The 23,888-nt window shown below is 59.6% G+C and carries 19 protein-coding genes; 11 read left to right on the top strand and 8 right to left on the bottom strand.

The window, feature by feature from the left end:
• Positions 1–93: 93 nt before the first annotated feature.
• The 8 genes from bamA to H7H48_RS00810 all read left to right on the top strand — a co-directional run bounded on the left by bamA (position 94) and on the right by H7H48_RS00810 (position 9,026).
• Positions 94–2,463, top strand: a complete 2,370-nt coding sequence (gene bamA / locus H7H48_RS00845; protein WP_229446948.1) for an outer membrane protein assembly factor BamA — start codon at positions 94–96, stop codon at positions 2,461–2,463.
• 65 nt (positions 2,464–2,528) lie between these two features.
• Positions 2,529–3,590, top strand: coding sequence for a UDP-3-O-(3-hydroxymyristoyl)glucosamine N-acyltransferase (gene lpxD / locus H7H48_RS00840; RefSeq protein WP_229446947.1), 1,062 nt, complete (start codon positions 2,529–2,531; stop codon positions 3,588–3,590).
• Positions 3,583–4,053 (top strand): 3-hydroxyacyl-ACP dehydratase FabZ, encoded by a 471-nt coding sequence (fabZ, locus tag H7H48_RS00835; RefSeq protein WP_229446946.1) that lies wholly within the window; start codon positions 3,583–3,585, stop codon positions 4,051–4,053. The genes lpxD and fabZ overlap by 8 nt, the downstream gene beginning before the upstream one ends.
• Positions 4,054–4,063: 10 nt before the next feature.
• Entirely contained in the window at positions 4,064–4,894 is an 831-nt protein-coding gene (gene lpxA / locus H7H48_RS00830) for an acyl-ACP--UDP-N-acetylglucosamine O-acyltransferase (protein ID WP_229448039.1), read from the top strand.
• Positions 4,878–5,777 carry an LpxI family protein gene (locus H7H48_RS00825; RefSeq protein WP_229446945.1) on the top strand — a complete coding sequence of 300 codons (900 nt, stop codon included), beginning with the start codon at positions 4,878–4,880 and terminating at the stop codon, positions 5,775–5,777. The genes lpxA and H7H48_RS00825 overlap by 17 nt, the downstream gene beginning before the upstream one ends.
• Positions 5,767–6,942, top strand: coding sequence for a lipid-A-disaccharide synthase (gene lpxB / locus H7H48_RS00820; protein ID WP_229446944.1), 1,176 nt, complete (start codon positions 5,767–5,769; stop codon positions 6,940–6,942). Before H7H48_RS00825 ends, lpxB begins: the two co-directional genes overlap by 11 nt.
• A 240-nt stretch (positions 6,943–7,182) precedes the next feature.
• Positions 7,183–8,574, top strand: a complete 1,392-nt coding sequence (locus tag H7H48_RS00815; RefSeq protein WP_229446943.1) for an MATE family efflux transporter — start codon at positions 7,183–7,185, stop codon at positions 8,572–8,574.
• Positions 8,571–9,026 (top strand): glyoxalase superfamily protein, encoded by a 456-nt coding sequence (locus H7H48_RS00810; RefSeq protein WP_229446942.1) that lies wholly within the window; start codon positions 8,571–8,573, stop codon positions 9,024–9,026. Before H7H48_RS00815 ends, H7H48_RS00810 begins: the two co-directional genes overlap by 4 nt.
• Before the next feature lie 36 nt (positions 9,027–9,062).
• Here H7H48_RS00810 and gltA read toward each other — a convergent pair whose 3' ends face one another.
• The gene (gene gltA / locus H7H48_RS00805) at positions 9,063–10,358 is read right to left on the bottom strand and encodes a citrate synthase (RefSeq protein ID WP_229446941.1); all 1,296 of its coding nucleotides are present in this window, start codon (positions 10,356–10,358) and stop codon (positions 9,063–9,065) included.
• A 195-nt stretch (positions 10,359–10,553) separates the two neighbouring features.
• The gene (gene gltX / locus H7H48_RS00800; RefSeq protein WP_229446940.1) at positions 10,554–11,975 is read right to left on the bottom strand and encodes a glutamate--tRNA ligase; all 1,422 of its coding nucleotides are present in this window, start codon (positions 11,973–11,975) and stop codon (positions 10,554–10,556) included.
• A gap of 130 nt (positions 11,976–12,105) precedes the next feature.
• On the opposite strand from gltX, the gene H7H48_RS00795 reads away from it, so the two are divergent.
• Positions 12,106–14,526, top strand: coding sequence for a ComEC/Rec2 family competence protein (locus H7H48_RS00795; protein WP_229446939.1), 2,421 nt, complete (start codon positions 12,106–12,108; stop codon positions 14,524–14,526).
• A gap of 100 nt (positions 14,527–14,626) precedes the next feature.
• On the opposite strand, the gene H7H48_RS00790 is transcribed toward H7H48_RS00795, so the two are convergent.
• A complete protein-coding gene (locus tag H7H48_RS00790; RefSeq protein ID WP_229446938.1) occupies positions 14,627–15,427 on the bottom strand; it encodes a DUF72 domain-containing protein in 801 nt (266 codons plus the stop codon).
• 4 nt (positions 15,428–15,431) lie between these two features.
• On the bottom strand, positions 15,432–18,356 hold the full coding sequence (uvrA, locus tag H7H48_RS00785; protein WP_229446937.1) for an excinuclease ABC subunit UvrA: 2,925 nt from the start codon (positions 18,354–18,356) through the stop codon (positions 15,432–15,434).
• A gap of 939 nt (positions 18,357–19,295) precedes the next feature.
• On the opposite strand from uvrA, the gene H7H48_RS00780 reads away from it, so the two are divergent.
• Together H7H48_RS00780 and H7H48_RS00775 are read left to right on the top strand one after the other, a co-directional pair.
• Positions 19,296–19,790 (top strand): single-stranded DNA-binding protein, encoded by a 495-nt coding sequence (locus H7H48_RS00780; RefSeq protein ID WP_229446936.1) that lies wholly within the window; start codon positions 19,296–19,298, stop codon positions 19,788–19,790.
• A gap of 29 nt (positions 19,791–19,819) precedes the next feature.
• Positions 19,820–20,233 carry a hypothetical protein gene (locus H7H48_RS00775; protein WP_229446935.1) on the top strand — a complete coding sequence of 138 codons (414 nt, stop codon included), beginning with the start codon at positions 19,820–19,822 and terminating at the stop codon, positions 20,231–20,233.
• Positions 20,234–20,327: 94 nt separating this feature from the next.
• Here the strand turns inward: H7H48_RS00775 and glp are convergent, their stop codons facing one another.
• Genes glp through trpD form a run of 4 tightly spaced genes read right to left on the bottom strand, consistent with a single transcriptional unit; the run spans position 20,328 to position 23,886 of the window.
• A complete protein-coding gene (gene glp, locus H7H48_RS00770) occupies positions 20,328–21,536 on the bottom strand; it encodes a gephyrin-like molybdotransferase Glp (protein ID WP_229446934.1) in 1,209 nt (402 codons plus the stop codon).
• Entirely contained in the window at positions 21,533–22,033 is a 501-nt protein-coding gene (moaC, locus tag H7H48_RS00765) for a cyclic pyranopterin monophosphate synthase MoaC (RefSeq protein WP_229446933.1), read from the bottom strand. The genes glp and moaC overlap by 4 nt, the downstream gene beginning before the upstream one ends.
• Positions 22,034–22,036: 3 nt before the next feature.
• Positions 22,037–22,852: an indole-3-glycerol phosphate synthase TrpC gene (trpC, locus tag H7H48_RS00760; RefSeq protein WP_229446932.1), complete on the bottom strand. Its 816-nt coding sequence runs from the start codon at positions 22,850–22,852 to the stop codon at positions 22,037–22,039.
• Complete coding sequence (trpD, locus tag H7H48_RS00755) at positions 22,849–23,886, bottom strand: anthranilate phosphoribosyltransferase (protein WP_229446931.1); 1,038 nt, start codon at positions 23,884–23,886, stop codon at positions 22,849–22,851. The genes trpC and trpD overlap by 4 nt, the downstream gene beginning before the upstream one ends.
• Positions 23,887–23,888: the final 2 nt, after the last annotated feature.

Genomic DNA, 23,888 nt, shown 5'->3' with positions numbered 1-23,888 from the left:
TGTAGGAAAAATCTGGCTATTAGGTTAGCTGCTTTGCAAGATTGTTCCTATTTCTCGCTGCGGGGACAAAGAGAATAGAGGTTTTCAGGCCCAATGAAGGCATCTTCGAGCTTTAAGAACGCCGTTTCGGCAGTGGCCCTTTCGGCGGGGTTGGCGATGACGGGGACGATCGCCGTTGAGCTGGCCGCAATGGAGGCGGCGCATGCTGCCACGGTCAGCCGAATCGAGGTGCGTGGAAACCGTCGCGTCGACGCGGAAACCATTCGCAACTATATCAGCATCCGTCCGGGACGTTCGTTCTCACAGGACGACGTGAACGACGCCGTCAAGCGGCTCTTTGCCACCGGCCTTTTCGCTGATGTTTCGATCAGCCAGTCGGGTGGGGCGTTGATCGTCACCGTCGACGAGTACTCGATCGTCAACCAGGTGATCTTCCAGGGCAACAAGAAGATCAAGGACGCTAACCTGGCGCGCGCTGTGCAGCTGCAGCCTCGCAAGTCCTTCTCCAATCAGGCGCTTCAGGCCGATGAGGAGACCATTCGTGAAGCTTACCGCCGCATTGGCCGTGACGATGCGACTGTCAGCGGTCGCACTCAGGAGCTGGACGATGGCCGTGTCAACGTCATCTTCGAGGTGCAGGAAGGCGGGCGCACGAAGATTGCCGCGATCAATTTCGTCGGCAACAATGCATTCCGCGATGGCCGTCTGAAAGACGTGATTTCGACGAAGCAGTCGAATTTCCTTTCCTTCCTGCTGCGCAACGACATCTATGATGACAACCGTCTGCGCGCGGATGAGGAAACGCTGCGTCGTTTCTACTACAATCGCGGCTATGCGGATTTCCGGGTGATCTCCTCGTCCGCCGATCTCGACGAGACCGAGAACGCCTACACCTTGACCTTTACGGTGGAAGAGGGCGAGCGCTATCGCTTTGGCAATATCGACGTGGAAAGCACGATTTCCGGTATTGATCCGGAAACGCTGCGTTCGCAGATCGAAACCCGTCAAGGCAGCGTCTACAGCGCCAAAAATGTCGAAGATTCCATCATCGCCCTGACGGAGCATGTCGCCGGCATGGGCTATGCCTTTGCCCAGGTCACGCCGCGCGGCAACCGTAATTTCGAAACCCGTGAGATCGATGTTGTCTATTCGATCGATGAGGGACCGCGCGCCTATATCCAGCGCATCGAGATCCGCGGCAACCAGCGCACCCGCGATTATGTGATACGCCGCGAGTTCGATCTGAGTGAAGGCGATGCCTTCAACCAGGTGCTGGTACAGCGCGCCAAGCGGCGTCTTGAAGCACTGAACTTCTTCCAGACGGTCAATATCTCCACCGTGCCGGGCTCGCAGCCCGACCAGGTGGTCCTCGTCGTCGATGTGGTCGAGAAATCAACGGGTGAATTCTCCATCGGCGCCGGTTATTCGACCAGCGGCGGTGTTGACAGCAGCGGCGGTTTCTCCGTGGAAGGCTCGGTTACCGAGCGTAACTTCCTGGGTCGCGGCCAGTATGTCCGTATTGCTGCCGGCGGCGGCAAGAACTCGCGCGATTACTCGTTCTCGTTCACCGAGCCGTATTTCCTCGGACGCCGCATCTCGGCTGGTTTCGATGTTTACCGCCGCACGCGCAAGTTCGATGACAAGTATGAGCGCGACACGACGGGTGCAACGGTCCGCTTCGGCCTGCCGATCACCGAGGCTCTGTCCACACAGCTCGCCTACAACCTCTCTCAGGAGCAGTATACGGGCATCGGTGTTTGTGCAGAGGATCCAATTGACCCTGCGACGTGTAATCTTGCTCCGGCTTTGATCGAAGCGATCGGTCAGGAGAAGTGGATCAAGTCGTCCGTCAGCGGTTCGTTGATCTACAACACGATCGACGACATGAAGAACCCGCACTCGGGTCTTTATGCGAACCTGACGCTTGAGGTCGCCGGCCTCGGTGGTGATGCCAAGTTCGTGAAGGCCACTGCACGCGGCACCTACTACCATACATTGTCGGAAGAGTTTGACGTTGTGGGCCTCTTCACGGTCGGCGCTGGCCACATTCAGGCGCTCGATGGCGATCTTCGCGTGTTCGACCATTTCTCGAGCAGCGACCGCATCATTCGCGGCTTCGACTACAATGGCATCGGTCCGTATCAGAAGGCGAGTAACGGCAGCATCGACCATGTGGGTGGCACGACATATTTCAATGCCTCCGCAGAAGCGCAGTTCCCGTTCCCGATCCTGCCCGAAAGCTTTGGTCTTCGCGGCGCGGTCTTTGCCGATGCCGCCACGCTTTACGGCAGCGATGTTGCCGGCGCGATCGGAACCGATATGCAGTGGCGCGCCTCGGTCGGCGCTGGTCTGATCTGGGCATCGCCCTTCGGTCCGCTGCGGGTTGATTATGCGTATCCCGTCCTGAAGGAAGAATCCGACGACGTGGAGCATTTCAACTTCGGTATTTCGACGCGCTTCTAACGGTCGCGTGTTGCTGGAGCAGTTCCGTTTAGCCCGGGCCCTCAGGGTCCGGGCGAAAGGTTTCCATGAAGGACCCTGATTTTTTTCCTCCCGCACGCCGCATTACGGCAGGCGAGATTGCCTCGCTGACGGGAGCCGAGCTTGCTCGTCCTGAGTTTGCGGAAGTTATGATTGAGGGCGTGGCCGCCGCTTCTGACGGCGGCGCCGGCATGCTGGTTTTCATCGAGGGCAAGCGCAATGCCGAACTCGTGCGCAACACGACGGCCGCCGCTGTTTTGTGCAAGCGCGAGGCGGCGGGGCATTGCCCGGATACCGTCGCGGTGCTCATCGCCGATAAGCCGCAGGCGGCCTTTGCCCAGATAACACGACTTCTCTTTCCTCAGGCCATGAGCCCCGGGTCCATGACCGGTGAGGCCGGAATTTCGGATCGGGCCAGTGTGGCCGCAGATGCCGTTCTCGAAGACGGTGTGATCGTGGAACCTGGCGCCGTCATTGGCGCAGGCGTTTTGATCGGCCGCGGAACGATCATTGCCCCCAACGCCGTGATCGGAGCCGGTACGCGGATTGGCCGGGACAGCTATGTTGGCCCGGGCGCTTCGGTGCAATGCGCGATGATCGGTGATCGCGTGATCCTCCACGGGGGTGTTCGGATCGGACAGGATGGATTCGGCTATCTGCCGGGCGCCAGGGGGCTTGAAAAACTGCCTCAGATTGGCCGCGTGGTCATTCAGGACGATGTGGAGATTGGTGCCAATACCACCGTGGATCGTGGCGCCCTCGTGGATACGATCATCGGGCAGGGGACCAAGATCGATAACCTCGTGCAGGTGGCGCACAATGTCCGCATCGGCCGAAGCTGCGTTATCGCTGGAAATTGTGGTCTATCAGGCTCCGTGACGCTCGGCGATTTCGTCATGCTGGGCGGTCGCGTCGGCATCGCTGACCATATCCATATCGGCAGCGGTGCTCAGCTTGCAGCGTCCAGCGGCGTCATGAACGACGTGCCGGCGGGTGAACGTTGGGCCGGATCTCCCGCGCAGCCTATCCGTGAGGCCTTCCGCGAGCTGGCTGCCTTGCGGGGGCTGGTAGACGGAAAGAGAAAGAAAATGAGGGACGGGGATGAGTGAAACCGCTTCGACCACGCTTGAAAGCCTGGACATCATGGATCTGATGCGGCTGCTTCCGCATCGCTATCCTTTCCTTTTGGTCGACAAGATCATCGAAATTGACGGTGACCGTTCCGCCATCGGCATCAAGAATGTCACCATGAACGAGCCCCACTTCACAGGGCATTTTCCCGCGCAGCCGGTCATGCCGGGTGTCCTTATCGTTGAGGCGATGGCCCAGACTGCTGGCGCTATCTGTATCAACAATGCCGGGGATGACAGTCCCTCTCTGGTCTATTTCATGACCATCGACAATGCGAAGTTCCGCAAGCCGGTCATTCCTGGCGATCGTCTGGAGATCCACGTGACCAAGGTCAAGCAACGCGGCAACATCTGGAAGTTCGATTGCGTCGCAAAGGTGGACGAGGCCAAGGTTGCCGAAGCCGTCATTTCGGCCATGATGAATGTCGAGCAGGCGAGCTGACGGGCATTTCATGGCGCGCGACACTGTTATTCATCCCTCTTCTATCATCGAGCCCGGTGCAGAACTGGGCCAGGGCGTTCGTATAGGGCCATTTTGCCATGTGTCGTCAGGTGCCAGGCTACACGATGACGTGGAGCTGATTGGCCACGTAACCATCATGGGCGATACGACACTGGGAGAAGCATGCCAGGTCTATCCGCAAGCTGTTCTCGGCGCACCTCCGCAGAACTTCAAGCACAAGGGCGGCAAAAGCACACTCGAGGTTGGAGCGCATTGCGTTATCCGTGAGGGCGTGACCTTCCACGCCGGGACGGATACGAGCCGCGGCAAGACCACCGTTGGTTCGCACGGCCTGTTCATGGCCTATTCGCATGTGGCGCACGATAGTGATGTGGGCAATCATGTCACCATGGCAAACTATGCGGGTCTCGGTGGTCATGCCGAAATTGGCGATCATGTGATTATCTCGGGTTACGCTGCAGTGCATCAGTTTGTGCGGATCGGCCACCACGCTTTCCTGGGTGGTTTCGCCGCTGTTGTGGGCGACGTGATTCCCTACGGGATGGCCGTGGGCGACCGGGCCCGCCTGCGTGGTCTCAATCTTGTTGGGCTCAAACGTTCGGGCATGCCGCGCGAAGACATCGCGGCTCTACGCAAGGCCTACAGGATGCTCTTCGCCGAAGGGGCTTCGCTGGACGAAAATGCCCGCACAGTCCAGAGCGCCTATCCCTCCTCAGAATTGATCGGCGACATCGTTGCCTTTGTCGGAGGCAGGGACAAACGTCATTTCACCCTCCCCGCGCGCGGTAGAGGCGCCTCCGAGGATGATGAAACGGGCTGAAACACATCCGGTTCTGCCGGAGGCCTCCCGCATCGCGGTTGTGGCCGGCAGCGGAGCCCTGCCACGGGATGTGGTTCGCACGCTCGTCAAGAGCGGGCACAGGCCGATTGTCATTGCGATCGAGGGTGAAGCCGACTGGCTGAATGGCGAGAATGTCGCCGGATTTGACCTTTGGCCCGCACCTGCTGAGCGCCTTGCATTGTTTCTGCCAAAGCTGCAACGCGCAGGTGTGACGCATCTCGTGCTGGCTGGAGGGGTGAGCCGCCGCCCGCCGATCCTCAAAGTGCGACTGGGATGGGACGTGTTCCGCGCTCTTCCTAAACTGGTTGCCGCTTATGCCAAGGGAGATGATGGCCTCCTGCGCGCCGTGATAGCGCATATCGAGGCCAAAGGAATCCGGGTGCTGGGTGCACACGAGATCGCCCCTGAGCTCCTTGCACCCGAAGGGATCATGACGCGCAGCAAACCAAAGGCGTCCGACAGAAGAGATCTTCAAGCCGCCTACGCGGCAGCAAGAATGATCGGAGCGCTTGATATTGGGCAGGCCGCTATTGCGGTGGGTGGACGCGCAGTCGCGCTCGAGGGGATCGAAGGAACGGCGGGCCTGCTGGAGCGGATGCGCGGCATGCGCAATCATGGTCGCCTGGCAGGCAAATCCCGCGGAGCACTGGTTAAATGTGTCAAACCGGAGCAAGAGGAACGCGCCGATATGCCCACCATCGGCCCGGAGACGATTCGGGCAGCTCATGATGCCGGGCTCGCCGGCGTCGGTGTTGAAGCTGGACGTTCCCTGATCCTGGATTACGCCGAGACGGTAAAACTGGCGGATGAACTCGGCCTTTTTCTGATAGGGCTGAATCCGGAGGCTGATGATGACCGTTGATCGCCGTGCACTGAAAATCGCAGTCATCGCCGGCGAGGAATCCGGAGATCTTTTGGGTGCGGATCTCATAGAGGCTCTGCGCCGGTTGAGCGATAAAGATGTGGACCTGTTGGGTGTCGGCGGACGAGCGCTTACCACACAGGGCTTGAAGTCCATCTTCAATGCTGAAGATATTGCGCTGATGGGGGTCAGCGCCATTGTGCGCGATCTGCCCAGGCTGATACGCCGCATCGGTCAGACAGCGAAGGCGATTGCGGATGCAAAACCTGATTGCCTGGTCACCATCGACAGCCCTGAGTTCAGCCTGCGCGTGGCCAAGAAGGTGCGCGCCCTCGCGCCCTCCATCCCGATCATACATTATGTATGTCCCAGCGTTTGGGCGTGGAGGCCGGGAAGGGCGCCTGCCATGCAACCACATGTGGACGAGATCCTCTGCCTTTTGCCATTCGAACCGGCGGAGCTGGAGCGGTTGGGCGGCCCGATCGGCACCTTTGTGGGGCATCGTCTGGCAAGTGATCCGAACATCCTGGCTGCGGCGCGGGCGCATCTCTCAGGGGAGGTGAAAACACCGGACGAACCGCGGACCCTGCTTCTCTTGCCGGGATCGCGCCGTGGCGAGGTTTCGCGTCTTCTCCAGCCCTTTGGAGAAACCGTGCGGCATCTTCATGAGATGGGATGCGACTTCCGCATTCTCATGCCCACGGTTCCGCATGTCGCTTCCTTGATCGAGGTCGCGGCGAAGGACTGGCCCAAAAGGCCCGAAATAATCCTCGATCAAAAGCGCAAATGGCAGGCGTTTGCCGAGGCCGATGCGGCACTTGCGTGTTCTGGTACCGTTTCTTTGGAACTCGCCTTGGCGCGCGTACCGACCATTCTTTGCTACAAGACGGATTTCGCAGCCCGCGCCCTTATACCATTGATCACTGTATGGTCTGCGGCCCTTCCAAACCTGATTGCCGGTTGGCCGGTCGTGCCCGAACATTTCAATCAATATGTCCGGCCGTCCTATCTGGCGCGCCAGATCACGACATTGTGGGACGACAAGCCGGGCCGGGCCGCGCAGATGGCAGGCTTCCAGGAGATCGCTGACGCACTGGCCACCGAAAGGCCTTCCGGAGAGATTGCGGCGCAGGTGGTGCTGCGGCATGTTTCAGGCGCCGCCTGAGGTGTGTGCAGGCTGTTCCAGCAAGACGGGATAGGCTGGGCAAATCGTGCAGATGATTGACGTCGAGGTGGCTTCCGGCTAGAGAGCGGACGGCTGCAGACGCCTGCCGTCCGCTGACACCATGTCCCGGTGAAGTTCTGCCTCAGGCCTTTTCGTTTCTCCTCCTCCACGCTCGTCGCGCGGATGGCAATGCGGACCCCGTCCTTATCAGCGCGGCTCTGGCGACAGGAGAACGGGGATTTGTCTGAAAAACCCATCAACGCATTCACCGAAGGTCCTCTCGGACCCATCTATGCGCGTACCGCGCTTCCGATCATTTTCGTTATGGGCATGAACGGACTGCTTGCTGTGTGCGACGCGCTTTTCCTGGGGCATTTCGTCGGACCGGAAGCACTTGCCGCCGTAACGCTCATGTTTCCGCTATATATGGTCGTGGTTGCACTGGCCACGCTCGTTTCGAGTGGCATGTCGAGCCTTCTGGCGCGCCACCTTGGCGCAGCACAGCTGCACGAAGCAGCCGCCATCTTTGCTGGCGCGCACGGGTTGGCGCTTCTCATGGGCTCTGGATTGATACTGCTGTTCTTCGCGCTCGGACCCGCATTCTCCCTGCTTGCGGCTGGCGGTTCGCAGGAACTGGCGCGAATGGGGCTGATTTATCTGCGGATAACGGTGTTCTCCTCACCTTTGATTTTTCTGCTCTCCATTCATTCCGATGCTTTGCGCAATGAGGGACGTGTTGCGCTGATGGCTGCAATGAGCCTTCTTGTTTCGATCGTCAACATCGGCTTCAATTACATCCTGATCGTCGGCTTTCACCTTGGGGTTGCCGGCTCCGCCTACGGAACGGTACTGGCACAGGCGCTGGCATTCGGGGTCATTATCGTTTTCCGGCTGCGTGGCCGCACATCTTTGCCCTTTTCGATCCTGTCACATCATGGGTGGCATGGAGGCTGGGCGCGCATTTTGGTGCTCGGTGCACCGCAAAGCTTGAATTTCATCGGCCTGGCGCTTGGATCGGCTGCCATCCTGACAGCGCTCCAGTGGGTGGGAGCGCCGGGTTACGACATCACCGTTTCCGCTTACGGGATCATAACAAGAGTCATGACCTTCGCCTTTCTGCCGCTCCTTGGCTTGAGCCACGCCATGCAGACGATCACAGGCAATAATTTCGGTGCGAAGAAATTATCCCGCACCCGCCGGAGCCTGCGCTTGGCTGTGGTTGTAGCCTTCGTCTACGGTCTTGCCCTCCAGCTGATGATGGCTTGCTTCGCCTCGGATATCGGACAAATCTTCGTCAACGACCCAGCGGTCGTGGCTGAGGTGGCGCGAATTCTCCCGGTGATGACGGCGTTGTTCTTTGCAACAGGCCCCTTGATGATGCTGGCGATGCACTTTCAGGCGATCGGCGATGCAACAAGGGCAGCAATACTCGGTCTTTCGAAGCCCTATTTGTTCGCCATCCCGCTTACCTTCGGTCTCTCAGCACTGTTTGGCGAAGCGGGTATCTGGGCTGCGGGGCCATCCGCCGAGGCGATGCTGTTCATCCTCGCTGGGATCGTTCTTTTCCGCACAGCGCGAGACAACAAGCTGCAGTGGGGGCTTTTTCCGGCCGTGAAGGGAGAGCGGGCATGAAGTCCTGTCTCACAACGGTCGGGGAAGCAAAGGCGCTTGCAAAGCGTCTGCGAACGGATCTGAAAGATCATGGTCGCAGCGTTACGCATGCGCAGGCTCTCGAAATCGTCGCTCATCAGCATGGGTATCGGGACTGGAACACTCTTTGCGCGGCCATCGGTCGAAACGAGCCTCACACGTGGACGCCCGGTCAGCGCGTATGCGGCAACTACCTTTCGCGGCCGTTCAACGGAACTCTGGTCGCCTCCCAAAGGCTGCGCCGAGGCTGGTTGCGGGTGATGATTGACCTGGATGAGCCGGTGGATGTCGTCACATTCGCAAGCTTTTCCAACCGTCGCAAACGCATTCGCGCAACCGTCGGTCCTGACGGGTATACAAGCGAGCATACTTCCAATGGGTTGCCGCACCTGAAACTTGAAGTGAAAGGCAATTCCAAAAAAATGCCCCGTTGATAACAACGGGGCATTTTCGCGTCGATTTATCGAGGCTTAGCGCTTGGCGATTGGCACGTAATCGCGCTGCGTCGCACCTGTGTAGAGCTGGCGCGGACGACCGATCTTCTGCTTCGGATCCTCGATCATCTCTTTCCACTGGGCAATCCAGCCGACGGTGCGTGCGAGCGCAAAGAGCACCGTGAACATGGTGGTGGGGAAGCCCAGCGCCTTCAGCGTGATGCCGGAATAGAAATCGATGTTCGGATAAAGCTTCTTCTCGATGAAGTACTCATCTGTCAGCGCGATACGCTCCAGCTCCATGGCGATGTCGAGCTGCGGATCATCCTTGATACCCAGTTCGCTTAACACTTCATGGCAGGTCTTCTGCATGATCTTCGCACGCGGGTCGTAGTTCTTGTAGACCCGGTGTCCAAAGCCCATGAGGCGGAACGGATCGTTCTTGTCCTTTGCGCGATCGATGAATTCGGGAATGCGGTCGACCGAGCCGATCTCGTCCAGCATGTTGAGCGCTGCCTCGTTCGCGCCACCATGGGCAGGCCCCCAAAGGCAGGCGATGCCGGCGGCGATACAGGCAAACGGATTGGCGCCCGAAGAGCCGGCCAGTCGAACCGTCGAAGTGGAAGCATTCTGCTCGTGATCGGCATGAAGGATGAAGATCCGCTCCATCGCGCGCGCCAGCACAGGGTTCACCTTGTACTCCTCGCACGGCACCGAGAAGCACATGTGCAGGAAATTCGCGGCATAGCCGAGATCGTTCCTCGGATAAACGAAGGGCTGACCCACGTGATACTTGTAGGCCATCGCCGCAATGGTCGGCATCTTGGCGATCATGCGCAGGCTTGCCACCATGCGCTGATGCGGGTCCGAAATATCGGTGGAATCGTGATAAAAGGCCGACATCGCGCCCACCACACCGCACATCACCGCCATGGGATGGGCATCGCGGCGGAAACCGGTGAAGAAGCGGTTCATCTGCTCGTGCACCATTGTGTGGTGCGTCACGCGATAGTCGAAATCTTCCTTCTGGGCCTTGGTTGGCAGTTCGCCGTAAAGCAGCAGATAGCAGGTCTCCAGAAAATCGCCGTGCTCGGCCAGCTGCTCAATCGGATAACCCCGGTGGAGAAGAATGCCTTCATCGCCGTCGATATAGGTGATCTTGGATTCGCAGCTTGCGGTGGAAGTGAAGCCGGGGTCGTAGGTGAACATCCCGGTGTCTTTGTAAAGCGAGGTGATGTTGATGACATCCGGGCCCACGCTACCCTTCAAGATCTCAAATTCGTGCCCGTCTTCCTGGCCGCCAATTTCCAGCTTCGCAGTTGGTTTGGTCATCGCAATCACCTCTCACTTCAAGGAACTTGGCGCCAGAAAACTGTCGCCCAAACAATATGTCCGGCGGTCGAGCGCGCGAAATAGCTAACGCATTTCCCCCGTGGTGCCAAGCGCGTGCAGCATCTGAATATTGCACTGCAACACGCCCCTGGTGATGAAACCCTGTCCGCAAGCCTCCTCCTTTTCAGGACGAAACTAGGCAGCCTGATCGCGGATACGCGCCAAACTCTCCTCTTGCCCAAGAACGGAAAGAACATCGAAGATGCCTGGCGATGTGGTGCGCCCCACGAGCGCTGCCCTCAACGGTTGGGCGACTTTGCCAAGCTTGCGTTCGGTCTGTTCCGCAAAAGCGCGGACAGCTGCTTCGATATTCGCAAGGGTCCAATCTTCGACATTTTGCAATACGGGAAGAATTTCCGCAAGCAGTTGACGCGCATTCTCATCCAGCAACTGGGCGGCTTTCTCGTCGATTGAAAGCGGTCTCGCGGCGAATAGAAACCCTGCGCTATCAACGAGTTCTACCAGAGTCTTTGCTCGCTCTTTCAAGCCCGGAAGAGCCTGTAGGAACTGATTTTTTCGTGTCGTGTCCATCCCGTCGAGAAGTGTTTTCCCTCCAGGCAGGTGCGGCAGTGTCTCGATCAGGATATCGAGCAGCTTTGCGTCGTCCATCTGCCGCATATGCACGCCGTTGAGCGCCTCCAGCTTCTGGAAATCGAAGCGCGCGGCACCCTTGTTCACGTCAGCGATGTCGAACCAGCGAATCATGTCTTCATCGGACATGATTTCGTCATCTCCGTGGCTCCATCCCAGTCGTGCGAGATAGTTGCGCAAGGCCGAGGGAAGGTAACCCATCTCGCGATAAGCCTCGACACCGAGCGCACCATGGCGCTTGGAAAGCTTTGCGCCGTCTGGCCCATGAATAAGCGGTATATGGGCCATCACCGGCACGTCCCAACCCATGGCCTTGTAGATCACCGTCTGTCGGGCCGCATTGGTCAGGTGATCGTCGCCGCGGATAATGTGTGTGACGCCCATATCGTGGTCGTCCACCACCACAGCATGCATGTAGGTGGGTGACCCATCAGAACGCAGGATGATAAAATCGTCGAGGTCCTTGTTGGGAAAGCGCACCGTTCCCTGAACCTGGTCCTCGACGACAGTCTCCCCATCCTGTGGCGTTTTGATACGGATAACCGGCTTGATGCCTTCGGGAGCTTCGGACGGATCGCGATCGCGCCATGTGCCGTCATAACGGGGTGGACGCCCCTCCGCTCGCGCCTTTTCGCGCATCGCTTCCAGCTCTTCGGGTGAACTGTAGCAGTAATAGGCTTCACCCTTGGCAACGAGCTCCTCCGCGACTGCGCGATGCCGGTCTGCCCGCGCAAACTGGGAGACAGGCTCGCCATCGCAGTTGAGACCGAGCCACGCAAGCCCGTCGAGGATTGCCGCGGTAGCTTCATCAGTGGAGCGCTGACGGTCGGTATCCTCGATGCGCAACAACATCTTTCCGCCGGTGTGACGCGCATAAAGCCAGTTGAAGAGCGCCGTGCGCGCGCCGCCGATATGCAAGAAGCCGGTAGGTGAGGGCGCAAAGCGCGTGACGACGGGTCTGCTCATGAATCTATCCCGGGATACGAAGCGGGATCACGGCCTATTGAAAGGTAAGCGATACCGCAGGTGGTCTTTGGTTGGCTGTCATGTAGCATAGAACGGTCCGGGCGCAAGCATGGCACGGGGAGGCCAGGCGATGGGGGACGAACTGGCAGTGGCTGAAACCGACGAGCGGGCACAGTTCGCCGTCGGCACGCAAGCGCCGCAAACAGGTAGCGCAGCTCATAGCATTGCGACCTGGCCGGCGAGTGCTGCTTTTCGCCGGGTTGCCGCAGGGAAATTCGATTTGTCCGCCGCATCCTGGCAGGCGTGGGACGCGCGAATACGGGTTGCCCTCTCGCAAGAAGCAGCCAGGGGCACCTTATTTCTTTGGCTCCCTATTCTGCTGGGCAGTGGCGCCCTTGTGTATTTCGCCTTGCCGGTCGAACCGCCGGCCTATGCTGTTGTCAGCGGTTTGCTCGCGCTCGCTCTCACGGCTTTTCTGGCTTCGGGAAAGCCTTTTGTTCGGGCCGTCACTCTCGCCGCGTTGATCGGTCTTTTGGGGCTTTCATGTGCGAAGGTCGAAAGCTGGCGAGCGGCCACCCCCATGCTAGGATCCGAGGTGACAACGCGGGTCACGGCCCGTGTTGCGCGCATAGAGCCACGAGCGGACGGGCGTTCGCGTTTGACCGTGGATCTCATTTCCACCGAACGACCGCAATTGCGCTATGCGCCGGCACGCGCTCGTTTGTCAGCACGCTCTATCCCGGAGGAATTGAGACCGGGTGATGGAATTAAGGGTCTCGTGCGCCTCATGCCCCCTTCCGGCCCGGTACGACCGCACGCCTATGATTTCTCCTTCGAGAGCTATTTTGACGGTCTGGGCGCTGTGGGCTTCTTCATGCAGGAGCCGGTTCTGGTGCAGATTGACGAGCCAAACGGGGCGTGGCCGTGGGCATTATCCACACTGCAGGGACTGCGCGAAGGCCTTGCCGAAAGGCTTAGAAACCGGGTGGGCGGGGCCGAGGGAGAGGTGGCAGCGGCCCTCATCACGGGCATGCGGGGCGGCATCCCCGAGCATTATAATGAAGATCTGCGCCGGGCCGGATTGGCGCATGTTCTTGCCATTTCAGGTCTGCATATGGCCCTAGCGGCCTTTACCATTATTGGGGCTGCCAGGCTGGGGTTCGCCTTTTTTCCTGGTTTCTCCTCGCGGTATCCGGTCCGCAAATACGCTGCCGCTGTCGCTCTTATTGTGTGTTTTTTCTATTTGCTCGTCTCAGGTGGCGGGGTGGCTGCACAGCGCAGCTTTCTGATGCTTGCGGTCATGCTCCTGGCTCTGTTGTTTGACCGGGCGGCTCTCACCATGCGCAATCTGGCGGTTGCCGCCCTGATCGTCCTTATAACAGCACCGCACGAGGTCGTCGGCCCAGGCTTCCAGATGTCTTTTTCGGCAACTGCAGCACTCATCGCCGGCTACGCGGCGTGGAATGCGCACCGTATGAAACGCCTCTCTCGAAAACCATATGTGGAGCGCAAAGGTGCCGCGAGGCTCGTCCATCTGATTCTCGTGGCCATTGGCGGTATCGCGCTTACATCCCTGATCGCCGGGACAGCGACAACGCTATACGGTGTGTGGCATTTTCAACGGGCATCTCCGCTCGCGCTTGGCGCCAATCTGGCGGCGATGCCTGTTGTCTCAGTCGTGGTTATGCCCTCCGCCGTTGCGGCGATCGCCGCAATGCCGTTGAACCTCGATGGTTGGCCCCTGGCTGTGATGGGGTGGGGGATCTCCGCCGTCATGGGCATTGCCAGGTGGTTCTCCGAGCAAACCCCCATCGATGCGACCGGCGCGATCCCTCTCTCGGCGACGCTGTGCCTGACGGTGGCGCTGGCAATCCTCACCATGTCGACCACCAGCCTGCGATTAGCTGCTACGCCGTTCCTTGTGGCCGGACTTGCCCTTATCTCAGCCCGCAGTCTGCCTGACGTTTTTGTCTCCGAAGATGCACGGCTGGTGGCCGTGCGCGTCGAGGAAGGGGGGCTGGCCGTCAACCGCAAGAGGCCCAATGCTTTCGCTTTGGAAAACTGGCTACGCGCTGCCGGGTCAGAAACAGTACACAAGCCGGATACGGAAAGTGGCGCGGCGACCGCAGAGGTCTTCGCCCGCGCTGCAGGGGATCAGTTTCGGTGCAACGAGACGATTTGTATGCTGCGCCATCGGCGCGGCGCGTTGATCGCGCATGTAATGGAGACCGATTCTCCACCGCCCGACCGGCTAATTGACGAATTGTGTGGGGTTGCGCATCTCATCATCATCAATGATACGCGTATCGACCGACCCTGCGGGGAGAGCGGCACGCCTACCATCACCGCACGAGACCTGGCGCGATGGGGCAGTGCCGAGATACGCATAGGGGGTGAGCCGCGAGATCCGTTCACAGTCAACATCACCTTTGCGCTCAGCGAGCCGTATCGACCATGGCATGAGCAGCGCCAGTTTTCACGCGCAGCTCGTGGATTGGGACCTTACAAACGCAGCCGAAAAACATCGAATGAAGCTGACAAAAGTCCTTAGAAACAGATGATTAAATCAAACTTCACAGAGGTTTGTTGAACGCGCGCCGACGCGTGATCGCTCGCGCCAAGGTGTGAATTCGGACGTCACATATGGGAAATCATCCCACGCGCTCCATGAAAGCTCTGGCAGCATGGGGTGCACGGATTTTCCCTTCATGGATAAAATAGACGAACACGTCACGCGGCTCTTTTTGCGGCGTGAATTCCGCGTCCGTGAGGGGAAGGTCGTCTGGCTGCCCGCCCTCGGCCCAAAGCCTGGCGCGCTTCGCCCATCCGTCAAGGTCTTCTGGCGGGTAGGCTGTCGGAATATCGTCCTCACCGCGTTGAAGACGGGCATAGACGAAATCTCCCGTCACATCCGCGATCTCCGGATAGGTGTTGTGATGCGCGTAGCATATCGCTGCACCATATTTCCGTACGAGCCGGGGGAACTCCGGCGTACAGAAGGTCTCGTTGCGCACTTCGAGAACGTGTCGGAGCGGAACTCCATCGCGCTCGGATGGGAGAAGCTGCAGAAACCCTTCGAAATCCTCCGGGTCAAACTCTTTGGTGGGAGCGAACTGCCAGACGAGAGGACCGAGTTTTTCTCCGATCTCGGAAATGCCCGACCCGAGAAATTTCTCGAGAGATTCAGACGCTTCGGACAGAACCTTGCGGTTTGTCACGAAGCGATTTCCCTTCAGCGAGAACACAAACCCTTCCGGTGCCTCACTCGCCCATTTGGCATAGGTCGCCGGCTTCTGGCTACCGTAATAGGTGCCGTTCACCTCGATCGTCGGCACCTGCCGTGAGGCATATTCAAGCTGTCGCTTCTTCGGCAGGTCGTCGGGATAGAACGTGCCTTCCCATGGCTGAAACGTCCAGCCGCCCATGCCGGCGCGAATGGTGCCAGTCGTCATCGGTCTACTCCGCTGCCTGTGCCTTGCCGGCGGGCCGGCGCTCGAGAAGTTCTTTGAGGAATTTACCGGTGTAGCTGCGCGGTTCAGCCATGACATCGTCGATGGACCCCGAAGCGACCAGTTCGCCGCCACCATCGCCACCTTCCGGACCCAGATCGAGAATCCAGTCGGCGGTCTTGATGACTTCCAGATTGTGCTCGATCACCACCACCGTGTTGCCCTGGTCGACCAGTTCATGCAGCACTTCAAGCAGTTTTGCCACATCATGGAAATGCAAGCCGGTCGTCGGCTCGTCCAGAATGTAGAGTGTGCGGCCCGTTGCCCGTTTCGAGAGTTCCTTGGCGAGCTTGATGCGCTGTGCCTCCCCGCCGGAAAGCGTGGTGGCCTGCTGGCCAATATGGATATAGCCAAGACCGACGCGGGCGAGCGTGACCAGCTTGTCGCGCACGGCAGGAACGGCCGCGAAAAACTCAACACCTTCATCCACCGTCATTTCCAGCACATCGGCAATCGACTTGCCTTTGAAGGTGACTTCCAGCGTCTCGCGATTGTAGCGCTTGCCATGACAGACATCGCAGGTGACGTAGACATCCGGCAGAAAGTGCATCTCGATCTTGATGACGCCATCGCCCTGGCAGGCCTCGCACCGGCCGCCCTTCACATTGAACGAGAAACGCCCGGGCTGGTAGCCGCGCGCCTTGGCTTCCGGCAGGCCCGCGAACCAGTCGCGGATCGGCGTGAAGGCACCGGTATAGGTGGCGGGGTTGGACCGCGGCGTGCGCCCGATGGGGGACTGATCGATGTCGATCACCTTGTCGAGATGCTCGAGACCTTCGATCCTTTCATGTTCGGCAGGTTGCTCTCGCGATCCCATGATCCGCCGTGATGCAGCCTTGAAAAGCGTCTCGATGAGCAGCGTCGACTTTCCGCCGCCCGAAACGCCGGTGACGCAGGCAAAGGTGCCCAGTGGCACTTCCGCCGTCACATCCTTCAGATTGTTGCCGCGTGCGCCCACGACCCGGATGCGCCGTTTCTTGGGGATATCCCGGCGTTGTTCGGGCATCGGGATCGCCATTGCACCGGTCAGATACTTGCCGGTGACAGAGGCCGGGTTGGCCATGATGTCACGCGGGGTCCCCTCGGCGATAATTCGTCCGCCATGAACGCCGGCCGCCGGCCCGATGTCGACCACATGGTCCGCGGTCAAAATGGCGTCTTCGTCATGTTCGACCACGATGACCGTGTTGCCAAGATCGCGCAAATGCCTGAGCGTAGCCAGAAGACGGTCATTGTCGCGCTGATGCAGGCCGATGGACGGCTCGTCAAGCACGTAAAGAACCCCCGTCAGACCCGAGCCGATCTGAGAGGCAAGCCGGATGCGCTGGCTCTCGCCGCCCGACAGCGTGCCTGAATTGCGCGACAACGTCAGATAATCGAGGCCCACATCGTTGAGAAAGCGCAGCCGTTCGCGGATCTCCTTCAGAATACGAACCGCGATTTCGTTTTGCTTGTCGTTGAGACGTTTTGGCAGCTCCTCAAACCAGGTACCCGCCTTGCGGATCGACATTTCCGTGACCTGACCGATATGCAGGCCGTCGATCTTCACGGCCAGCGCCTCGGGTTTCAGGCGATGTCCGCCACAGGCCGGGCAGGGATGGGCCGACATGTAACGCTCGATCTCCTCGCGCATCCAGGCAGATTCGGTCTCCTTCCAGCGGCGCTGGAGATTGACCACCACGCCCTCGAAAGGTTTCGTGGTGCGGTAGCTGCGCAGGCCGTCATCATAATCGAAGACGATTTTTTTGGAGCCTGTGCCGTTCAGGATTGCATCCTGCCCTTCAGCTGGAAGGTCGCGCCAGCGATCGCCGACCTTGAACCCATATTCGCGCCCAAGCGCCTCGAGCGTCTGCAGGTAATAGGGAGATGTGGATTTCGCCCAGGGCGCGATGGCGCCTTCACGCAGGATCACACCGTCGTCTGGAACCACCAGATTGGGATCGATCGCGCGCTGGCTGCCAAGCCCGTCACAGGTAGGGCAGGCACCGGCCGGATTGTTAAACGAAAAGAGACGCGGCTCGATCTCCGGGATGGTGAAGCCCGATACCGGGCAGGCGAATTTCTCCGAAAAGACGATACGCTCATGCGTTTCGTTCTTGGATTTGTTCGCGCTTCCGCCCTTGGCCGTTGCCTCATCGGAAAGAGGCCTGTCGGCAAACTCGGCGACTGCCAGCCCTTCGGCCAGTTTCAGGCAGGTTTCAAGCGAATCCGCCAGACGCGTCGCCAGATCGTCGCGCACAACCACACGGTCGACCACCACGTCGATGTCGTGCTTGTATTTCTTGTCAAGCGCGGGGACGTCGGCGATCTCGTAGAATTCGCCGTCCACCTTGACGCGTTGAAAGCCCTTCTTCTGGAGCTCGACCATTTCCTTGCGGTATTCGCCTTTGCGTCCGCGGACGATGGGCGCGAGAATGTAAAGCCGTGTGCCTTCTTCCAGCGCCATCACCCGGTCGACCATCTGGCTCACCGTCTGGCTTTCGATCGGGAGGCCCGTTGCCGGCGAGTAGGGCACGCCCACGCGCGCAAAAAGCAGGCGCATATAGTCGTAGATCTCCGTCACCGTGCCGACGGTGGAGCGGGGGTTCTTCGATGTGGTCTTCTGCTCGATGGAAATGGCTGGTGAAAGCCCGTCGATCTGGTCGACATCCGGCTTCTGCATCATTTCCAGGAATTGGCGCGCATAGGCTGAAAGGCTTTCGACATACCGCCGTTGCCCCTCGGCATAGATCGTGTCGAAGGCGAGCGACGACTTGCCGGAACCCGACAGGCCCGTCATGACGATCAGCTTCTCGCGTGGCAGGTCGAGATCGACATTCTTCAGATTGTGTTCGCGCGCGCCGCGGATGGTAATGGATTTGTGTTCTGGCATGCCCCGTCGCTGCCTGTCTTGAGAAACCGGATTGGCCGGCCGCAGGCCGGTCTGTGCATCATGTAGGAAGCGGGATGCAAATGTCGACCGTCGCGGGCCAGAATGGCACCGGGCGGAAAGCGCTTCACCGCGGGCGCGCTCCATCTGCTCAACACACAGATGAACGCGCATACTCCCTTTAACACGCGCCGCCCGGCCTTCCGCAAGGAAAAAGAACAAAAACCGAACGTTCTCCTGACATTTCTGCCATTGGAGGCGTGTTGCGTTACAGACGATCACATTTGCCGGCTTCAGAAGGCATTTGCTTGACCGGTCTGGCCCAAAGGCGCAGAATATTCTTTGTCAGAGTTCGCGATCAGATGCGCCGCAGACACGCTGATGAGCTATCTGCAAGCACGATCCGCTTGAGCAGGCTGACAACCGAGCACCGACCGAAACGCGAAGAAGGAGGAAGGCATGACTCCACCTGACCGATCCACCGGGCTTCGCCTGGATCGCGAAGCCACAGCCGGCTGATTGGTGCGCGGCACATTCGGCGCTTGGCGCGGAAAATGTGTCTCGATACCGGTCCATGGCGAATTGCGTTTCTGGAGAACGCAATTGCCGGCAGGCATGACAACGCTGGCGGCTGGCTGCCCCTGAAAAATCAAATCTCTTTGAAGACAGGGTTGGTAAGACACCCTGCCTGATGACACCGGTAAACCATTCCCGGTATGGAGGGTCGGAAGACCCGGAGCCCCGTGCGACCAAATGGCGGCGGGGCTTTCCTCATGCAACGCGCGCGTGGGAGGAGGTGCATTGACGCTGGTCATCGAATGTGAACATAATAAGAACAAATGAGCTGTGGACGAGAGGCGGAGCACCGCAGGCGGAGAGCGCACGGCAGCCCGGCTTGCGATAAAGTGCGCGGCAGATTTCGGACAAGCGTGGAGAAGCGTTATGGCGGGCAGCGTCAACAAGGTCATTCTAGTGGGAAATCTGGGCGCCGATCCCGAGATTCGCCGGCTCAACTCCGGCGATCCTGTGGTCAATATGCGCATTGCGACCTCGGAAACATGGCGCGATCGCCAGTCGGGTGAGCGGCGTGAGCGGACAGAGTGGCACAATGTCGTGATTTTCAACGACAACCTCGCCAAGGTGGCCGAGCAGTATCTGAAAAAGGGCGCCAAGGTTTATATCGAGGGCCAGCTACAGACACGCAAATGGACCGACCAGAATGGTCAGGAACGCTACACAACCGAAGTTGTGTTGCAGAAATTCCGTGGCGAACTGCAGATGCTCGATACACGCGGGCAGGGCGGCGACAATCAGGTCGGCTATAGCGGCGGCGGCAGCCGCGGTTCCGATTTCGGCCAGTCAGGCCCTGCCGATAGCGGCGGCGGAGGCGGCGGAGGCGGCTACTCGCAGAATCTGGACGACGAAATCCCGTTCTGATCGGAATTTGAACATTTTGGAGGCCCGGCATGACCAGTCCACACCATGCAGCTAGACATGGTGTTCGGGCGGGTGGAGCCGGGGCCTTTATGCTTGCGCTCACATTCGCACCGGCAGTGCTTGCCGGAGAAGCGGACATTGTGGATGTGAGAGTCGTTGCCGAGCCGGCCGGAACCTATCGCTTCGAGGTCACCCTCACACATTCCGATGAAGGCTGGGAACACTATGCAGACCGATGGGATGTGCTCGACGATGCGGGCAATGTCCTGGGATCGCGCAAACTCATGCATCCGCATGTCAATGAACAGCCATTCACGCGCAGCTTGCCTGGGGTTTCGCTGCCGAATGGTGTTGCGCATGTGACCATCCGGGCCCATGACACGGTTCATGGATATGGCGGCAAGGAGATGAGGATCTCCATCCCCCGACAGGCGAGGGAATAGGGACGCACACCTGGAGTTTGGGTGTGGGCTGCTTCCGTGTGGGATGGCGCTTCTTTTCCCTGAGCGGGGAAGGGCGCTTGTTCAGATCTCGAAATCAGCCGAGCATCAGCACGCGGCAGCGCGAGCCCGCTTCGGCAGCAGGCGCTCCCGGTTCCCGCACGATAAGGGCATTGGCCGCTGCCAGTGTCGTGAGCATGGAGGAATCTTGCACGGGAAACGGCGTTGCGATCAGCCCTTCGGGCCCTGCGGCGACCGAAGCGCGAATATAATCGCGGCGCTCGTCATTTTCACGCAGCGCCGTCGCCAGAACTGCCGCGCGCAGATCGGGTGTGTGGTTGCGCTGCCCCAACCGCGCAACAAGCGGGCGCAGAAAGAGATGAGCACAGACCAGGCTCGAGACAGGATTGCCAGGCAGGCCGAGAACGCGCATTTCTCCAAGTCTGCCAAACATCAAAGGCTTGCCCGGGCGCATGGCGATCTTCCAGAAGTCGAGCGACATGCCCGCGTCGAGAAGGGCCTGTCGCACGAGATCGCGGGCCCCGACCGAAGCTCCGCCCAGGGTCACCAGCACGTGCGCTCCGGCATCTGCAGCTTTTCGAACCGCGGCTGAAATTGCAGCGCTGTTGTCGCTCACGATACCCAGATCGAGGATACGGGCGCCCTCGTTTTTCGCCAGGGCTCCAATCGCAAAACCATTCGACGCGACAATCTGATCGGGACCACATGTTTCTCCCGGCCGCACCAGCTCGTCACCGGTTGCGATGATCGCCACCAATGGGCGTTCGGTTACGGGAAGAAGCGCGTGGCCTGCGGCAGCGGCCAGGCCGATACCGGCGGGTCCAAGCAGCCGTCCTCGCTCAAGAACAATATCGCCATCGTGGAAATCGAGCCCGGCTTTGCGGATGTGACGCCCGATGGCCACCGCGCTCGTTGCTTCGATAAAGTCATCGCCCACAGATGTGGCGTTCTCTTGTATCAAAATCGTGTCGGCGCCTTCAGGCACCGGAGCACCTGTAAAAATCCGCACGGCCTCGCCAGCACCAACAACGCCATGAAACCGGTATCCTGCAGCCGATTCCCCAACCACACGCAACCGCCGTGCCCCCGGGGTTTGAACATCCACCGCCCGCACGGCATAACCATCCATGGCGGAGGCATGAAAGGGAGGTTGCGTCCGCGTGGCCGCAAGCGGAGTGGCCAGAACGCGACCGTCGGCCTTTTCGATGGGCACGTTTTCACCAGGCAGCGCCTTTACACCATCGAGAATACGCTCCAGCGCTTCGTCTACCGGCAAAAGCGTCATGCAGCAGGCTCCGGAGCCCGCCAGTCGCCCGATTTCCCCCCGGTCTTCTCTAAAAGGCGGATATTGCTGATGGTCATGCCTTTTTCCAGTGCTTTCGCCATGTCGTAGATTGTCAGACAGGCAACAGAAACCGCGGTTAGCGCTTCCATTTCCACCCCCGTCTGACCGGTGACCCTGACGCGGGCACGCACTTTGAGCCCGGGGAGGGCCGTGTCGGGCTCGATCTCGACCACCACTTTGGAAAGGGCAAGGGGATGGCACAACGGGATCAGGTCCGATGTTTTCTTCGCGCCCATGATGCCGGCGATGCGCGCTGTAGCCAGCACGTCGCCTTTTTTTGCATTGCCGGAAAGAATGGCCTCAAGTGTCTGCGCCTGCATGAGCACAGAGCCTTCGGCAACGGCCTCACGGTGGCTCTCCTGCTTGCCGCTCACGTCCACCATATGCGCTTCTCCGGAAGCGCCGATATGCGTCAGCTTCCCGGTTTCGCCGCTCATGGATCAGTCCGCCTGATTGGCCGCATCGAGGCCCAACAGCGCCCGCGTTGCCGCCGTGACATCGTCCTGGCGCATCAGACTTTCGCCGACGAGAAAGGTGTTCATCCCGGCACGCGCCAGACGGCGGCAGTCTTCATTGGTGAAGATGCCGCTTTCGCCCACCACCAGCCGGTCTTCGGGAACGCGCGGAGCGAGGCGCTCGCTGATCTCGAGGGATGTTTCGAAACTGCGCAGATTCCGGTTGTTGATGCCGATGAGCCGCGACGACAGTTCGAGCGAACGTTCGAGCTCCTCTTCGTCATGCACCTCGATCAGACAATCCATGCCGAGTTCGAGCGCGGTGTCTTCGAGCGCGCGCGCTTCATCATCGGACACACTGGCCATGATGATCAGGATCGCATCAGCGCCCCAACTCCGCGCTTCGTAAACCTGGTAGGGCTCAAACAGAAAGTCTTTGCGCAGCGCCGGCAAGCCACATGCGGAGCGCGCGGCTTGCAGAAAAGCAGGAGCCCCTTGAAACGAAGGGCCGTCGGTCAGCACCGAGAGGCAGGCAGCGCCGCCTTCCTCGTAAGCAGCAGCAAGCCGGGGAGGATCAAAATCGGCACGAATGAGCCCGCGTGAGGGGCTCGCCTTCTTGATTTCCGCAATCAGGCCGAAACGTCCTGCCGATTGTTTCTCCAACAGCGCTTCAGCAAAACCGCGCGGCGCTTCAACATCACGTGCTCTGGCCACAAGCTCGGGCAGGGGCGCAACGGACTTTGCCGCTGCGATTTCCTCGCGTTTATACGTTTCGATCTTGCGCAGGATATCGGTCGTCATTGCTCGTGCCCGCTTGGCGGGGCTCCCCTGTTCGAAACCTCGATGAGTTGCTTCAAGGTGGCGAGCGCGTGCCCCTGATCAAGGGATTCTGCAGCCAGCGTGATACCGTCCTTCAGCGTTTTTGCACGTCCAGCCACCACCAAAGCCGCGCCGGAGTTCAACAGACAGATATCCCGGTAAGCATTCTTCTCACCTTCGAGCACCGCCTTGAGCGCTTCTGCGTTGTAAGCAGCCTCTCCGCCTTTCAGATCGGCCATGGTGACCCGCTTGAGGCCGACGTCTTCTGGCGTGAGTTCGAAATGGCGGATTTCGCCGTCTTCCAGCGCCGCAACCTGTGTGGTTCCGGCGGTTGTCATTTCGTCGAGGCCCGCACCATGGACAACCCACGCAGCTTCCGTGCCCAATTGTTTGAGCACATTGGCTATCGGGGCCACCCATTCCGGCGAAAACACTCCAATCAGCTGGCGGCGGACACCGGCGGGATTGGAAAGCGGCCCCAGAAGGTTGAAGATCGTGCGCGTGCCCAGTTCAACCCGCGACGGCCCCACATGCCGCATGGCAGAGTGATGGGCAGGGGCGAACATGAAGCCGAGCCCGGCTTCCTGGATGCAGTCGGTAATCCCCTGTGGTGTCAGTTCGATATTGATACCGAGGGCGGCCAGAGTGTCAGCCGCACCCGAGCGCGATGAGAGTGCCCTGTTTCCGTGCTTTGCAACGGGCACGCCGGCCCCTGCAACGATAAAGGCGGAACAGGTGGATACATTGTAGGAGCCGGAAGCATCTCCTCCCGTGCCGACAATATCCACGGCGTCGTCCGGTGCGGAAACAGGCAGCATCTTGTCACGCATGGTTGTCACCGCGCCGGAAATCTCTTCCACGGTTTCCCCGCGCACACGCAAAGCCATCAGAAAGCCGCCGATCTGGCTTGGCGTCGCATCGCCCGACATCATGATGTCGAAAGCCTCGCGTGCCTCATCAAAGCTCAGAGGTGCGCCGGAAGCGACCTTTGCGATGTAGGACTTGAAAGCGTTCATCC

The sequence above is a fragment of the Nitratireductor sp. B36 genome (assembly GCF_020833685.1).
In the GTDB taxonomy this organism is placed as follows: Bacteria; Pseudomonadota; Alphaproteobacteria; order Rhizobiales; family Rhizobiaceae; genus Nitratireductor.
This window is presented reverse-complemented; position numbering and strand designations above follow the sequence as displayed.

Coding starts and splice junctions, on each gene's coding strand:
- lpxD (WP_229446947.1), top strand. CDS start 2,529: ATGAAGGACCCTGATTTTTTTCCTCCCGCACGCCGCATTACGGCAGGC.
- bamA (WP_229446948.1), top strand. CDS start 94: ATGAAGGCATCTTCGAGCTTTAAGAACGCCGTTTCGGCAGTGGCCCTT.
- uvrA (WP_229446937.1), bottom strand. CDS start 18,356: ATGCCAGAACACAAATCCATTACCATCCGCGGCGCGCGCGAACACAAT.
- fabZ (WP_229446946.1), top strand. CDS start 3,583: ATGAGTGAAACCGCTTCGACCACGCTTGAAAGCCTGGACATCATGGAT.
- trpC (WP_229446932.1), bottom strand. CDS start 22,852: ATGACGACCGATATCCTGCGCAAGATCGAAACGTATAAACGCGAGGAA.
- H7H48_RS00775 (WP_229446935.1), top strand. CDS start 19,820: ATGACCAGTCCACACCATGCAGCTAGACATGGTGTTCGGGCGGGTGGA.
- trpD (WP_229446931.1), bottom strand. CDS start 23,886: ATGAACGCTTTCAAGTCCTACATCGCAAAGGTCGCTTCCGGCGCACCT.
- gltA (WP_229446941.1), bottom strand. CDS start 10,358: ATGACCAAACCAACTGCGAAGCTGGAAATTGGCGGCCAGGAAGACGGG.
- H7H48_RS00825 (WP_229446945.1), top strand. CDS start 4,878: ATGATGAAACGGGCTGAAACACATCCGGTTCTGCCGGAGGCCTCCCGC.
- gltX (WP_229446940.1), bottom strand. CDS start 11,975: ATGAGCAGACCCGTCGTCACGCGCTTTGCGCCCTCACCTACCGGCTTC.
- H7H48_RS00810 (WP_229446942.1), top strand. CDS start 8,571: ATGAAGTCCTGTCTCACAACGGTCGGGGAAGCAAAGGCGCTTGCAAAG.
- H7H48_RS00790 (WP_229446938.1), bottom strand. CDS start 15,427: ATGACGACTGGCACCATTCGCGCCGGCATGGGCGGCTGGACGTTTCAG.
- glp (WP_229446934.1), bottom strand. CDS start 21,536: ATGACGCTTTTGCCGGTAGACGAAGCGCTGGAGCGTATTCTCGATGGT.
- H7H48_RS00780 (WP_229446936.1), top strand. CDS start 19,296: ATGGCGGGCAGCGTCAACAAGGTCATTCTAGTGGGAAATCTGGGCGCC.
- H7H48_RS00795 (WP_229446939.1), top strand. CDS start 12,106: ATGGGGGACGAACTGGCAGTGGCTGAAACCGACGAGCGGGCACAGTTC.
- lpxB (WP_229446944.1), top strand. CDS start 5,767: ATGACCGTTGATCGCCGTGCACTGAAAATCGCAGTCATCGCCGGCGAG.
- lpxA (WP_229448039.1), top strand. CDS start 4,064: ATGGCGCGCGACACTGTTATTCATCCCTCTTCTATCATCGAGCCCGGT.
- moaC (WP_229446933.1), bottom strand. CDS start 22,033: ATGAGCGGCGAAACCGGGAAGCTGACGCATATCGGCGCTTCCGGAGAA.